General features: G+C 73.1%; 9 protein-coding genes and 1 pseudogene. 3 read left to right on the plus strand and 7 right to left on the minus strand.

The window, feature by feature from the left end; all coding sequences use genetic code 11:
• Positions 1 to 212: 212 nt before the first annotated feature.
• The 3 genes and pseudogenes from sprA (at position 213) to ACLIRP_RS00550 (ending at position 9394) form a co-directional block, all read left to right on the plus strand.
• Positions 213 to 8075, plus strand: a complete 7863-nt coding sequence (gene sprA / locus ACLIRP_RS00540; RefSeq protein WP_412061998.1) for a cell surface protein SprA — start codon at positions 213 to 215, stop codon at positions 8073 to 8075.
• Positions 8076 to 8117: 42 nt separating this feature from the next.
• Positions 8118 to 8756: pseudogene (gene lipB, locus ACLIRP_RS00545) on the plus strand (lipoyl(octanoyl) transferase LipB); the annotation flags it as partial.
• A 281-nt stretch (positions 8757 to 9037) separates the two neighbouring features.
• Positions 9038 to 9394, plus strand: a complete 357-nt coding sequence (locus tag ACLIRP_RS00550; RefSeq protein WP_412061999.1) for a hypothetical protein — start codon at positions 9038 to 9040, stop codon at positions 9392 to 9394.
• 118 nt (positions 9395 to 9512) lie between these two features.
• Here the strand turns inward: ACLIRP_RS00550 and ACLIRP_RS00555 are convergent, their stop codons facing one another.
• From ACLIRP_RS00555 to ACLIRP_RS00585, 7 genes are all read right to left on the minus strand, one after another.
• Positions 9513 to 9920: a DUF423 domain-containing protein gene (locus tag ACLIRP_RS00555; RefSeq protein ID WP_412062000.1), complete on the minus strand. Its 408-nt coding sequence runs from the start codon at positions 9918 to 9920 to the stop codon at positions 9513 to 9515.
• Positions 9910 to 10422: a hypothetical protein gene (locus ACLIRP_RS00560; protein ID WP_412062001.1), complete on the minus strand. Its 513-nt coding sequence runs from the start codon at positions 10420 to 10422 to the stop codon at positions 9910 to 9912. Before ACLIRP_RS00560 ends, ACLIRP_RS00555 begins: the two co-directional genes overlap by 11 nt.
• Entirely contained in the window at positions 10422 to 10919 is a 498-nt protein-coding gene (gene rsfS / locus ACLIRP_RS00565) for a ribosome silencing factor (RefSeq protein WP_412062002.1), read from the minus strand. Before rsfS ends, ACLIRP_RS00560 begins: the two co-directional genes overlap by 1 nt.
• Positions 10920 to 10984: 65 nt before the next feature.
• A complete protein-coding gene (locus ACLIRP_RS00570; RefSeq protein ID WP_412062003.1) occupies positions 10985 to 11419 on the minus strand; it encodes a LytR C-terminal domain-containing protein in 435 nt (144 codons plus the stop codon).
• A 3-nt stretch (positions 11420 to 11422) separates the two neighbouring features.
• On the minus strand, positions 11423 to 11977 hold the full coding sequence (locus ACLIRP_RS00575; RefSeq protein ID WP_412062004.1) for a hypothetical protein: 555 nt from the start codon (positions 11975 to 11977) through the stop codon (positions 11423 to 11425).
• Between the two features lie 47 nt (positions 11978 to 12024).
• Positions 12025 to 13356: an MFS transporter gene (locus ACLIRP_RS00580; RefSeq protein WP_412062005.1), complete on the minus strand. Its 1332-nt coding sequence runs from the start codon at positions 13354 to 13356 to the stop codon at positions 12025 to 12027.
• A gap of 58 nt (positions 13357 to 13414) precedes the next feature.
• The gene (locus tag ACLIRP_RS00585) at positions 13415 to 13879 is read right to left on the minus strand and encodes an NUDIX domain-containing protein (RefSeq protein WP_412062006.1); all 465 of its coding nucleotides are present in this window, start codon (positions 13877 to 13879) and stop codon (positions 13415 to 13417) included.
• Between the last annotated feature and the right edge of the window lie 15 nt (positions 13880 to 13894).

Genomic DNA, 13894 nt, shown 5'->3' on the forward strand with positions numbered 1-13894 from the left:
TTGGGCCGGGGCACGACCGCCGCCCTTGCCGCCTTCCGGCGCCGCGGGTTAGCTTCGTGCCGTCCCTGGGGGAACCCCGCCGCGCGTCTGCGGCGGCCCCGTCTCTGCCGCCCGCCCGCGCCCGATCCGACCCGTTCGCTACGCCACCGTTGTCCCTCTGCGCCCCGACGCCGCTCTGCGGCTCGTCGCGCCGTGCCGTAGCCGATCTGTCTGTGTCCGCGCCGCCCTCCCGGCCCCTGTCCGTCCGCCGCACCGTCGCCTTTGGCGCCGTCGCCGCCGGATGCCTACTCGCGCTTGTCGCCCAGCCCGACCGCTCGACGGCCGGGCCCGCGCTGTGGCCCTGGCTGGCGCCCGCCGACACCGACTCCGTCGCCGTCCCTGCGCTGCCCGACCTGGCGTCGCCCGGCCCGGCCGACACCACGGACACGCCCGTCGCGGGCTTTTTTGACGACGACACCGACACGCTCGTCGTCGCCGGCCCGGACACGACGGAGCGGGCGCGGCGGTACTTCCCGCTCCCCGTCGAGTCGTCGGCGGCGGCCTCGCCGGTCCTGCGCTGGCGGCCGGGCGTTCTGGGCCAGCGGGGCGCGATCTGGCAGCGCCAGGTCCAGCTCGACTCGACCGAGTACACATACCGCGTGACCGAGACCGTCGGCGGCGAGGCGCGCGTCCCGGCCGTCCTCTCGCTCGACGAGTTCCTGGCGGCGCGGCGCGAGGAGACCCTCGACAGCCAGTTCCGCACGCTCGTCGCCCAGCGCGCCGACCGCCAGCAGGCCCGGCGCGGCGGCGGGCTCGGCTTCGCCGTCGACATCCCCGGCGGCGAGCAGTCCGCGTTCCGGACGCTCTTCGGCAAGAACGAGGTGGCCTTGACCGTCAACGGCACCTCGAACGTGAACCTGGGCGTGCGCTACGACCAGAACGACTTGCAGGACGCGCTCCGCCCGAACGCGAGCCCCTTCGCGCCCGACTTCGGCCAGGACCTCAACCTCAACGTCGCCGGCACGATCGGCGACAAGCTGGCGATCAACGTCAACTACGACACCCAGAGCCAGTTCGACTTTGAGAACCAGGTCTCGCTGATCTACACGGGCTACGAGGACGACATCCTGCAGCGCGTCGAGGCGGGCAACGTGTTCCTCCAGACGCCGTCGACCCTGATCCGGGGCGGGCAGCGGCTCTTCGGCCTGCGCACCGACTTCCAGTTCGGGCCCCTCGCCGTGACGGCCGTCGCGAGCCAGCAGGACGCCGAGACCGTCGACCGCGTGTTTGAGGGCGGCGCCGACGCCCAGACGTTCGCGCTGGCGCCGTACGACTACGAGGACGACACCCACTTTTTCCTGGGCTACCGCTTCCACAACTGGTGGGACGAGGCACACCGCCGCCCGCAGAACCCCCAGCTGCCGCCCAACTTCCGCCGCTTCGTCGGCATCGAGGTCTGGAAGCACGAGCCCGGCCTGGTGAACGCCACGCAGGACGATGTCGAGACGACGTGGGCCATCGCCCTCGCCGACCTCGCCGAGCCGCCCGAGGTGCTCGACGGCGGCGAGGCCTACCTCGGCGGCTTCGACGGCGACACGGGGACGTACCCCAAGGCCTTCTCCGCGCCGCTCCCGAGCCCCGCCATCGACCAGTACCCCGAGGACCGGCTCGACCAGCTCCGCACGGCCGGCGCCACGGCGACCGCCCAGAGCGCGGCCGCCGGGCTCGTGCGCCCGCTCCCGCCGACCGGCGCGTTCGCCAACAACGTCTTCAAGCGCCTGCGCGCCAACCTCGACTACACCTTCGACGGCAGCCTGGGCTGGATCTCGCTGTCGACCTCGGTGACCGACAACGACCTCATCGCCGTCGCCTACCAGTACGAGACGCTCGACGGCCAGCTCGTCAACGTCGGTGACTACGGCCGCCCCGCCCAGTCGACCTCGCAGACCGGGCCCCGCACCATCCTCAAGCTCATCCGCGCCGACCGCCCGACGCCGACCGACCCGCTGTGGGACTTGACGCTCCGCAACGTCTACCGCATCGGCGGCCGGAGCCTCAACCCGTCGACGTTCGAGCTCGGTATCAACTACGAGCCGGCGGGCGCCAGCCCCTCGGCGGTCCCCATCAACCTGTCGTTCGAGCAGAAGACGTTCCTGGAGGTCCTGGGCCTCGACCGCGTCAACGAGCAGGGCTTGGCCGTCCCCGACGAGGTCTTCGACTTCCGCGCCGGCGAGACCATCGACCCCGACAACGGGCGCGTCATCTTCCCCGTCCGCCAGCCCTTCGGCGACTACCTCTTCAACCTGATCACGACCGGCCAGACGGTCGGCACGATTGGCTCGGCCAACGGCTTCGTCAACGTCACGCTCGGCGGAGTCCCGCAAGCGGAGATCCTCGACGCCTACGTCCCGACGCTGGACGGGGCCACCCTCTACGACCTCGAGCCCGAGAACGCGCGCCGCCGGCTCTCGCGGCTGACCGACTACACGATCGCGGGCGAGTACAAGAGCGCCACGCAGTCCGTCTTCAACATCGGCTTCCAGCTCGTCGAGGGGACCGTCCGCGTGACCTCGGGCGAGCTCGAGCTCCAGGAGGGCACCGACTACCGGGTCAACTACACCGCCGGCCAGGTCGAGATCATCAACCCGACGTTCCTGCAGCAGGGCCAGCGCGTCCAGGTGTCCGTCGAGCAGAACAAGTTCTTCTCGATCGGCTCGAAGACGCTCGTCGGCCTGCGCGGCGACTACCGGTTCTCGGACGACTTCTCGCTCGGCGCAACGTGGATGCAGCTCTCCGAGCGCCCGCTCGGCGACAAGTTCCGGGTCGGCGAGGAGGCCTTGAACAACTCGATCGTCGGGCTCGACGGCTCGTTCCTGGCCGAGCCGCGGTGGCTGACGCGCGCCGTCGACGCGCTCCCGCTCATCAACACGCGGGCGCCGTCGCGCATCGAGATCCGGGGCGAGGTGGCGCGCCTCAGCCCTGGCCACCCGACGACGCTGGCGTTCGGCCGGACGCGCGACGCCCTGCTCGACGCGGGCCTCGACTTTGCCGACGACGAGCTCTCGGGCGTCAGCTACGTCGACGACTTCGAGGGGTCCGAGAACGCCTACACCGCGCTCCGCTTTACCGACGGCTGGCGCCTGGCCGGCCCGCCCGACGACGCCGGGCCGGAGGACGCCCGCGACGGCGACGCGAACGAGGCCGACGTGACCGACCCGACGCTGCGGACCAACTGGCGCGGCCTGTTCACGTGGTACTCGATCCCCGAGACCGGCTACAGCACCGAAGGCTTCCCCGAGGTCGTCTCGCCGGCGACCGAGCCCGTCCCGGCCAACGAGCTCTTCCCCAACCGCCAGTTCCTCAACAACCGCGAGGCCGAGCGGCCGCTCGACCTGCTCGACCTCTACTTCGACCCGACGCGGCGCGGCCCCTACAACTACAACGCGACCGTCACCGGCGGCCGCTTCCAGCAGGACCCGCGCGAGGTGTGGGGCGGCTTCGCCCGGCCCATCGAGGGGTCGTACTCCAACTTCGACGGCCAGAACAACATCGAGTTCGTCGAGCTCCTGTTCGCCCCGCTCGGCGGCGTCAACGGGACCGAGCCCGTGACCGAGGGCGCGGTGATGTACCTCGACCTCGGCCGCGTCAACGAGGACGTCCTGCCCAACGGGTTCCTCAACTCCGAGGACGGCCTAGTGACCGGCGACGCGACCCAGCTCGACGCCTGGGGCCGCCGCCCGACCGGCCGCACCAACGGGTTCGTGGACTTCAACGACGAGACGAACCGGACCGAGGACCTCGGCTTGGACGGGCTCCCCTCGCTCAACGCGCTCCCCGGCGGCGTCGCGCCGTACGAGGTCTCCGAGGCCGACCTGTTCCGCCCGTTCCTGCTGTCGCTGGCGCCGAACTCGGCCGAGGAGGCCCGCGCCGTCCAGGACCCCTCGGGCGACGACTTCTACAACTTCGCCGACGTCACCCGCTTCAACGACCGCGCGCGCTACCCGACGACGCCCAACGGCGCCACCATCCAGGAGCGCTACGCCCACTACTTCCCGGCCCGCGAGCTCAACTCGGCGCTGGCCCAGCAGAACCTGGTCGGCGGGCGCGGGGTGTCGGTGATCCCCAACTCCGAGGACCTCAACGGCAACAACACGCTCGACCGGGCCGAGTCGTACCACCGCTACACGATCCCGCTCGACGCGGCCGGGCTGGCGGCCAGCCCCTTTTTCCAGAACCCGCTGACGACCGTCGACCGCGAGGGCAACGAGCAGACGTGGTACTTGCTGCGGATCCCCGTCCGGACGGACCGCCGCGAGTCGATCGGGATCGACGACAACGACTTTTCGCGCATCGAGGCCGTCCGCCTGTGGACGACCGGCCACGACCGCCCGGTCACGATGCGCATCGCGTCGTTCGAACTCGTCGGCAGCCAGTGGCTGAAGTCGGAGGCCGTCGGCTCGGCGGCGGCGGACGACGCGGACACCGAGGGCGGCGTCCGGAGCCTGCCGCCGTCGCTGTTTATTGAGTCGGTCAACAACGAGGAGAACAGCTCGATCTACGCGATCCCCCGGGGCACCATCCAGAACACGGCCCGGTCCATCAGCGGGGCCGTCCGGTCGACGCGCGAGCAGGCGCTCGTCTTCCGCGCCGAGAGGCTCGGCGACGGCCGCCGCGCGGGGATCACGCGCTCCTACGCCACGTCCCCGCTCGACCTCACCAAGTACTCCAACCTCCGCGCCGCCATCCACGGCGACGGCTTCCAGCGGTCGGACTCGATGCGCGTCTTCCTCCGCGTCGGCGACGACGAGACGGAGAACTACTACGAGTTCGAGCAGCCGGTCTACCCCTTCGACCCGGACCGGCTGACCGACGAGAGCGTGTTCACGAGCGTCTGCCGGCCCGAGCAGCCCTTCAACTGCGCCCAGTCGGACAGCCTGTGGCAGACGAACGTGCAGGTGGGCGGCGAGCGCGTCGACCTCAACCCGGTCAACGTCGTGCTCAGCGAGCTCAACCGGGCCAAGCTCCAGCGCGACCGCTCGGGCGCGCCGCTCGACGAGCGCTTCACCATCGCCGCGCCGGAGGGCTCGCCGGCGGGCGCGACGATCACCGTCCGCGGCCAGCCCTCGATCCAGGACGTCCGGACGGTCGTGCTCGGCATCCGCAACGGGCGCGGCGGCGCGGCCGTCGTCGACACCGTGTCGGTGTGGTTCAACGAGCTCCGCGTGACGGGCTACGACGAGGCCGGCGGCGCCAGCGGGTTCGTGACGGCCAACATGGCGCTGGCCGACGTGGCGACGGTCAACGCCCGCGCCAGCTTCACCGACGACGGCTTCGGCGACCTCGGCGGCGCGCTCGGCGGCCGGGCCTTCGCCTCGGCGACCGCGTTTACGCTGACGTCGGCGTTCAACGCCCACAAGCTGCTCCCCGAGCGGTTCGGCTGGAGCATCCCCGTCTCGTACTCGCTCACCCAGAACGCCTCGACGCCGCGCTTCGACCCCGACAACGGCGACATCCGGCTCGACGACCTCGTCGAGGCCGCGCGGGAGGGCGACCCCGACGTGCTCGACGAGGAGACGGGGGCGCTCGCGCCGGACCTGCGCGCCGAGGCCATCCTGGACCGCGCCCGGACCGAGGCCTCGTCGCAGAACTTCCGCGTGTCCGCCTCGAAGTCGGGCAGCCGCTCGCCCTGGCTGAAGTACACGCTCGACGGCGTGACGGCGTCGTACTCGGCCTCGTCGCAGGCCGGCTCGAACCCCTCGGCCCAGTTCAGCGAGACCGACGCCTGGACGACGGCGCTCAACTACCGCGTGTCGGTGCCCAAGCCGCTCGCGGTCCGCCCGTTCTGGCTGCTCGACGAGGTCCCCGTGCTGGGCGCCGTCGTCGGCGGGCTCCGGTTCAACCTGCTGCCCCAGAGCGTCACGGCCTCGACCGACGCGAGCCGCAACTTCGCCGCGTCCCAGCAGCGCCTGGGCGCCAGCTTCCTCGAGGAACCCGACTCGGTCCGCAGCTACCGCGCGCTCACCCGGCGGACGCACCGGTTCGAGCACGGCCGCCAGTTCTCGGTCCAGCACACGCCGCTCCCCTTCCTCCAGCTCTCGTTCGCGTCGGACACCGACCAGGACCTGGGCGCGGCCGGCCAGCGCGAGGAGTTCCGGATCCTGGTCCGCGACCGCGACGGCCAGTTCTCGCGGACCTACAGCATCAGCCCGACTGCCGCCCGGTCCGACACGAGCGTCGTCTACGCCGACCTGGTCGCCGCGCTCGACGGGTTCGAGGCCGGCGACCCGTTCCCGTCCGACCGCGTCGAGATCCTGGGCGGCTCCGACCTGCAGTTCTTGCCGCTCGGCGAGGCGCTCGCGAACGCCTTCGGCGGCGACCTCCGCACGCGCCAGTACGCCCAGCAGGCCTCGGCGACGCTCCGCATCAGCACGCGCCGCCAGAAGTGGCTGAGCTGGCTCCAGGTCCAGCCCATCGCGTTCTCGACCAACTACGACTGGCGCGACCAGCCGAGCGCCTCGGCGCCCGAGCTCGACGTGGCCTCGGCCGGGGCCCGCGCCAACATCCAGAGCGCGGTCCAGATCCAGCCCCGGACGTTCTGGCGCCTCTTCCCCTTCTACCGCTCCTGGGAGGCCGAGGCGAACCGCCAGCCCGCGGCCGCGACGGACTCGACCGCCGCCGGCGGCGGTGGGCTCAGCCCCGCCCGCCTGGCCCGCCGCCTGTTCCTGGCCGCGACCGGCGTCGACGACGTCTCGCTGACCTACCGCGGCGCCACGACGGCCGCCACGGCCGGGCTCGAAGGCCAGGCCTACAGCCTGTTCTCGGGCCTCGCCGGCGACGCCCCGCCGCTGGGCTACCGCCTCGGCCTCACGCGCGAGATCGGGATCGACCAGCGCATCCAGAACCCCGCCGCCTTCAACACCTTCTCGGACCTGCTCGGCGCCAGCCACGACATCGACGCGCGGACCCAGCTCTCGCCGTTCCGGGGCCTCTCCGTCGGCCTCAGCTGGCGGACCGCCTGGAGCTCGTCGGAGGAGATCGACTTCCGGATCCTGGGCGAGGGCGACCCGGTCGACCCCGGCGACCCGGACGACCCCGACAACCCGTTCCGCCTCGCCTCCGCGCCGGGCGACATCGAGCGGTCCGTCGGGCGGCGCTCCGGGACCGGCGAGTCGACGGTGTTCTCGTTCGGCGGCAGCTACCGCGACGTGGTCGAGGCCCAGGTGGCCCGGTACCAGCGCGACAGCGGCCGCCCGCCGTCCGAAGATGGCGCCATCCCGTCCGAGTTCTTGTCGCCGACGGGCTACGCGGCCGACTTCTCCTCGGTGCTCTCGCGCGGGATGGGGTCGTTCGGGCCGAACGGCCTGTTCCAGATCCCCGTCCCCAACTGGACGATCTCGTACTCGGGCCTGGAGCGGCTGCCGCTCCTGCGCGCCGTCGCCAACCAGATCAGCCTGCAGCACGGGTACTCGGCGACGGCCCAGACCCAGTTCGCCACCATCTTCGACCCGGGCTCGCGGACCGAGGAGTTCAACGGCCAGACCTTCGCGAGCGCCGCGACGCTCGCCGAGGACGGGTTCGACGAGCCGACCTCGGTGACGGTCAACGAGCGGTTCCAGCCGCTCATCGGCGTCACGTTCGGGTTCAAGGGCAACGTCCAGACGAGCTTCTCGACGAACCGGACCTCGCTGATGACGCTCAACACGCTCTCGGCGACGGTCTACGAGAAGACCTCCCGCGACTTGCGCGTTGACCTCTCGTACGCGCGGACGGGCCTGAGCCTGTTCGGGCTGCGCGGGCTCAACAACAACATCCGGTTCCAGCTCACGGCCCTCGTCGCCGGCGACGAGACGTTCACGGGCCTGCCGCTCCAGCAGGACGTGCTCAACCTCCTCGACGGCAACGACGAAACGGGCTTCACCGAGACGAGCGCGCAGCAGACCTCGCGGCTCCAGGTCTCGCCCCAGATCAGCTACACCGTCTCGAACCAGGTGACGGCCAACCTGCTGGCGCAGTACGAGCGGACCAACTCCGAGATCGCCGGGCAGACGAACCGGTTCACCGGTGGCGTCAGCCTGCGCATCCTGTTCTCGAACTAGGGCGGCGCCGGTGGGTTGATCACCGGCCGCCCCGCCCTCCCGATGCCCGCCCCCGCCCACGTCTACCACCTCGGCCGCGTGCCGTACCGCGACGCGTGGGCGTTGCAGGGCGCGCTGCAGGCCCGGCTCGTCGCCGCCAAGCGGGCCGACCCGCCGGTCCCGCTCGCGCACACCGTCCTCGTCGTCGAGCACCCGCCCGTCTACACGCTCGGCAAGAGCGCCGACGCCGGGAACGTGCTCGCGAGCGATGCTGAGCTGGCGGCCCTCGGTGCCGAGGCCGTGGCCGTCGACCGCGGCGGCGACGTGACGTTCCACGGGCCGGGGCAGGTCGTCGTGTACCCGATCCTCGACCTCGACCGCTTGGCGACGCCCGAGGGCGAGCCGCTCCGCGACTTGCACCGCTACCTCCGCCAGCTCGAAGAGGCCGCCATCCGGACGTGCGCCGACTGGGACGTCGTCGCCCGCCGCGTCGCCGGGCGGACCGGCGTCTGGGTCGGGCCCGACGCTCGGGGCGACGAGCGCAAGGTCTGCGCGATGGGCGTCCGCTGCAGCCGGTGGGTGACCATGCACGGGCTCGCGTTCAACGTGGACACCGAGCTGGGGTGGTTCGACCAGATCGTGCCCTGCGGCATTGACGACCGCGGCGTGACGACGCTGGCGCGGGAGGCGGGGGGAGGAGGAGAGGAGCGGAGGAGTAGAGGAGTAGAGGCGCGTCCCTTGCACCAGACCTCCGCCGACCCCGAGTCTTCTTCTCCTCCCGTCCTCCCGTCCTCTTCTCCTACCTTCCAGGCCGTCGCGGACCGCCTCGTCGCCCACCTCGCCGACCGGCTCGGGCTGGCGCCGACCGAGCACCGGGGCCGGGCCGCGCACGATCATCTCCGAGAGATCACGGCCGTCGACGCAACCTAGAGGGGGGCGGCGTACGTTGACGCCCTCCCCCTTCCAACCGACCCTTCCGGCTCATGCCTCCGTTCAACGTCGACCAGTTCGCCCGTCAGCTTCTCGCCGAGGCCCTCTTCTACGATGAGGAGTACGGCGCGCTCGGCAACGTCAGCCTCATCGACAAGGAAAGCGTCCGCGAGCGCTACCTCGCCTCCTACGACCCCGACCGCGACCTCTTCCTCATCGAGGAGGCCGTCGAGTGGGAGGAGCTCGACGCCGACGAGGACGGCGAGGTCGACTACGCGCTCGCCGTCGACGGCAAGGAGTACGGCACCTACGGCACGCCCGAGGAGGCCGCCGAAGTGCTCATGACGCTCGCCCGCGACAACAACCTCGGGCCCAGCTTCATGATCTTGTTCGACGAGGACGCGGCCTAGCGCCCCCGATCGGACCGCGGACGACGGACGACCGCGGCCCGTGGGTATCGGGATCTCGCTCTCTGGATGTCGGGGCTGGAGGCCCCACCGACGCGCCTCCGCCCCGGCTCCTGGTTGATTACCCGTCGTCTGGGGTCCGTCGTCCGTCGTCCTCGACGCGCCACAGCGCCGCCGCCAGCGCCAGCCAGCCGGCGATAAACGCGAGCCCGCCGACCGGCGCAACGGCGCCCAATGCGCCGGTATCCGTCAGCACGAGGGCGTAGAGGCTCCCCGAGAACAGGGCGATGCCGGCGAGAAAGAGCCTGGCCGCGGCGCGCGCCGCCCGAGATGGATGCCACGCCGCCAGCCCGCCGGCCACGACGCCCGCGAGCGCGTGGAGCTGGTGGTAGCTCGCGGCCGTCCGCCACGTCGCCAGCCGCTCGGGCGTCACAGCGTCGGCGAGCGCGTGCGCGCCGAAGGCGCCGAGGGCCACGCCGACGGCGCCGAGCCCGGCCGCGACGGCCGCCAGCCGCAGGCTACCCGCCATCGGTCCCGACGGCCGCGTCGCGCGCGGGGAGCACCTGGAACGGGTGCGGCGCCCCGTTGAGCCGAAGCGTGTAGCTGCCAGCCTCGAAGCCGCCGTCGAGCACGACGTAGAACCGGAACGGTCGCGTCACGGCCGCGCACACGGTTTGACGGGGCTGGCGCATCTCCAAAGTCACGTCCACGAAGTGGCCCTGCCGTGACTGGCGCAGGTCCGTGAGCTCGGCGCACGCGTCGGGCAGGGCGCCCTCGACGAGCGCCTCGACCGCGACGGCGTCGCCGGGGGCCGGCCGGCCGGCCGGCCGGACGTCGACGGCCTGTACGACGGCGGGGTAGATGAGGTAGCGCGTGCTGTCGGAGACCGGCCGGATCAGGACCGTCTCGCGGTCGGGGTCGCTGCCGACGCGGTAGCCGTAGCGGTCGCGGTCGGGGCCGTCGGCCGCGGCGCCGCTGCCGCCGCAGGCGGCGACGGCGACGGCGAGGGCGGGGAGCCAGAGCCCGCGCATCAAGCGGCCCCGTCGGTCTCGTCGGCCGTCGCCTCCTCGGCCTCGGCGGTCTCCGGGTCTGCGGGCGCGGCGCCGTCGCCCTCGAGGAGCTTGGCCTCGGGCGCCTCGTCGGAGACCGTCTCCGTCGGGGCGTCGCCCCACAGGCGCTCGAGGTCGTAGTGCGACCGGAGCTCGGGGTCGAACACGTGGACGGCGAGGTCGAAGTAGTCGAGCACGATCCACCGGCTGGTGCCGGGCTGGCCGTCGCGCGCGACGGGCCGCTCGCCGGCCTGCTCGCGGATCGCGTCCACGACGCCGTCGACGATGGCGCGGATCTGGAGGTCCGACTCGCCGGTCGCGATCACGAAGTAGTCGACCTCGCCGGAGATGCCGCGCAGGTCCATCACGGTGACGTCGCGGGCGCGCTTGTCGAGGGCGGCGTCGAGGGCGATGCGGGCGAGCTGGCGGCCGGGCGTGGGGCCGGTGCGGCGGGGGCGTTGGGACTGGGTCGCGGACATGAATCGATCGGTCAGGGCTCGTGTAGACGCGCCCGGGGGCGCATGGATTCGCAGAACGGGTGGGTTTAGTCGCGCGCGAACGGCGCCAGCGCCTCGAAGTCGGCGCCGACATAGACGGTCACGTCCAAGGCGTAGTCGGTCGTCGGCCCGCCGGTGACGACGCGGTCGGGCCCCAGGCCGAGTGCCCCGGCCACGTTGCGGGCGTCGAGCGCCGTGCCCGAGCGGACCACGACGGTCGTCCGGTCGCGCGCCTCGGCGTTCCCGATGTCGACCACGTCGAAGCCGTGCCGGCGGAGGTGGTCGGTCGTCGTCGCCGCCAGCCCGTCCACGCCGGCCGCGTTGCGGACCTCGACCTGGATCCGGGCGCGCTCGGGGTCGGCGTCGATCGGCCGGGGGCCCATCACCCGCGTCACGCCGCCCCAGACAAGCAGGCCCACGATGAGCACGCCGACGACGAGGCCGGCGTTCAAGAGGCCGTCGTTCAGCGTGCGGTCCGCCAAGGGCTACTGCGCGTCGCGGAAGAAGAGGTCGCCCGGCGCGGGCCCGACGCCGGCGCCGTAGCCCAGCCCCGGCCCGTAGCCGAGGCCGCGCTGGTAGCCGCCGCCGTAGCCGTAGGGCGCCGCGTACGTCCCGTACGGGCTCTGCTGGATGCTCAGGTGGATCAGCGCGTTCTCGGTCGGCCGGTACGCCAGCTCCGCGTTGCGGAGGTACACGCGCGGGTCGCCGTCGACGCCGAGCGCGCTTTGCAAGCCCGACGACCCGAACGGGCTGTGCGCCACGCCCACGTCCACGCGCCCCGCCAGCTTCGACGACGGCTGCCACCGCAGCGACGCCGTGTAGACGCCGAGCCCCAGGCTCCCGCCGGCGCCGGCGCTGTACGAGGCCTCGTAGGACTGGCTGAACTTGAGCGTCTCGGCCGCGAACCAGTCGCCGACGCCGAGCGGCGCGGGCGAGCCCGCGAGGGAGACGGGCGCCGGCCGGCCGGGCACGTCGGCTGCGCGCTGGGCCTGCACCGGCACGGCGGAGGCGAGGAGAGCGGCGAGGGCGAGCGTGCGCATGGGGGCGGCGGTGGGGAAGGGCAAGATCGACCGTGCGGGGAGGGGAGTCAATGCACGTCGGCGGGGCCCGTCAACGGGCCGGCGACGGCGGTCGTGCGTGCGAGCCACCGCCGGTGGGCGTCGACGTCGATCCGGGAGGCGAGCGCGGCGACGACGGCGGCGAGCGCGGCGGCGGCGGCGAGGATGCCCGAGGGGCCCAGGCCCCCGTCGAGCACGTTGAGCAGGCCCGAGCCCGACGACCGCCCCAGGTTCATGGCCGTCGTGAACAGGGCGAACTGCGTCGCCGCGATGGCCGGGCCGCACAGCGCCATGCCCGTCGCCAACACGGTGATGGTGAGCAAGACGAACGCGATGAGGTAGCTCAGTGCAAACGCGATGAGCGTCGGGGCCGCGCCCCACCACGCCGACGCGGACGCCATCGCGGCCAGCACGGCGACCAGCCCCACGCCCATCGCCACCAGCATCCGCACGCGCCCAACGCGCCCGATGAGCACGCTCCCGACGGCCATCCCGATCAGCCCGGCGGCGACCTGCCCCAGCGCCACCAGATCCGCGTAGCCGGTGTCGGACCAGCCGAGCTCGCCGACCGCGAGCACGGGCATAAAGGCGATGACGAGCCCATCGAGCGCGCCGGCGGCGGCGGCCACGCCCAGCAGCCACAGGCTGGCGGGGCGCGTCGCGGCGGCCCAGAGCGCACGTACGAGCGGGCGCCAGCCGCCGGGGCGGCTGGACGCCGCCCCAGTGGCCCCGCCGGCGGTCCACGGCAGGAGCCGCTCGCCGGGCCGCTCGCGCACGACGGCCGGGATCGCGAGCAGCGCGGCCAGCACCGCCGCCACCACGCCCGCCGCCAGCGACACCCCGCCCGCGTCCAGCAGCCGCGCCGTCACGACCGCCGAGACGGCCACGCCCGCCGTCGCCCCGCCCCACATCAGCGCGTTCGCCCGCGGTTGCTCCTCGACCTCCAGCACGTCGACCGCCATCCCGTCGACAGCCGCGTCCAGCACGGCCACGGCGGCGTTGACGGCGACGCCCCACGCGGTGAGGACCGCGAGCGCCTCGGGCGCCAGCGACAGCCCGACGAACGCCCCGGCCACGCCGGCGCCCGCCGCGAGCACCCAGGGCCGCCGTCGGCCCATCGGCGCGTACGTGAACCGGTCCAGCAGCGGGGCGACGAGCGCCTTGAGCGCGAACGGGAGCAGCACCAGCCCCACGTAGCCGCCCACCTCGGCCGCGCTCGCGCCGCGCTCGGCGAGGTAGGCCGGGAGCGCGACGACGAGCAGCCCTTGGGGGATCCCCTGCCCGACGTAGAGGGCGACTAGCGTCGTGAAGCGGAGCCGGCGGCGCTCTGTCAGGGCGAGGGCGAGCGGGCGGCGGGTCACGGCGGTCGGGGGGAGGCTGCGCGAAACGTCGGCCGAGGCGGCGGGGGTCCGCCCGGAGTCAGCCGCCGAACGGCACCGTCCAGGCGTCCGGCCGGCCGGCGCCCGCTAGCGACGCCGCCAGCCGGAGCAGCCGGGCCTGCTCGGGCCACGCCAGCCGTGACGCAGCCGCCTCGGCCCCTAGCCACGCGAACGCGTCGTGCTCGTCGTCCAGCGCCGGGTCGCCCGCGACCTCGGCCGCGAACGCGGGCGCCAGCACCACGCGGTCCGTCGCCACGTCGTAGTGCGCGTTGACGGAGGGCAGCGCCCACAGGCCGAGAAGGCCGGCGCCGGGCGCCCACCCCGTCTCCTCGGCCAGCTCGCGGAGCGCCGTCTGCCCCGCCGTCTCGTCGCCCTCGACCTTCCCGCCGACCATGCGCCAACTCGCGGCGTACGCCCGCCCCGGCGACCGGCGCAGCACCAGCCAATCGGCCCCGCCGCGGCGGTACGGGTACACGTCGACGGCGTGGGCGGAAACGGTGGGCATGAGAGTGGGGGAGGG

Source organism: Rubrivirga halophila (genome assembly GCF_046845755.1).
In the GTDB taxonomy this organism is placed as follows: domain Bacteria; phylum Bacteroidota; class Rhodothermia; order Rhodothermales; family Rubricoccaceae; genus Rubrivirga.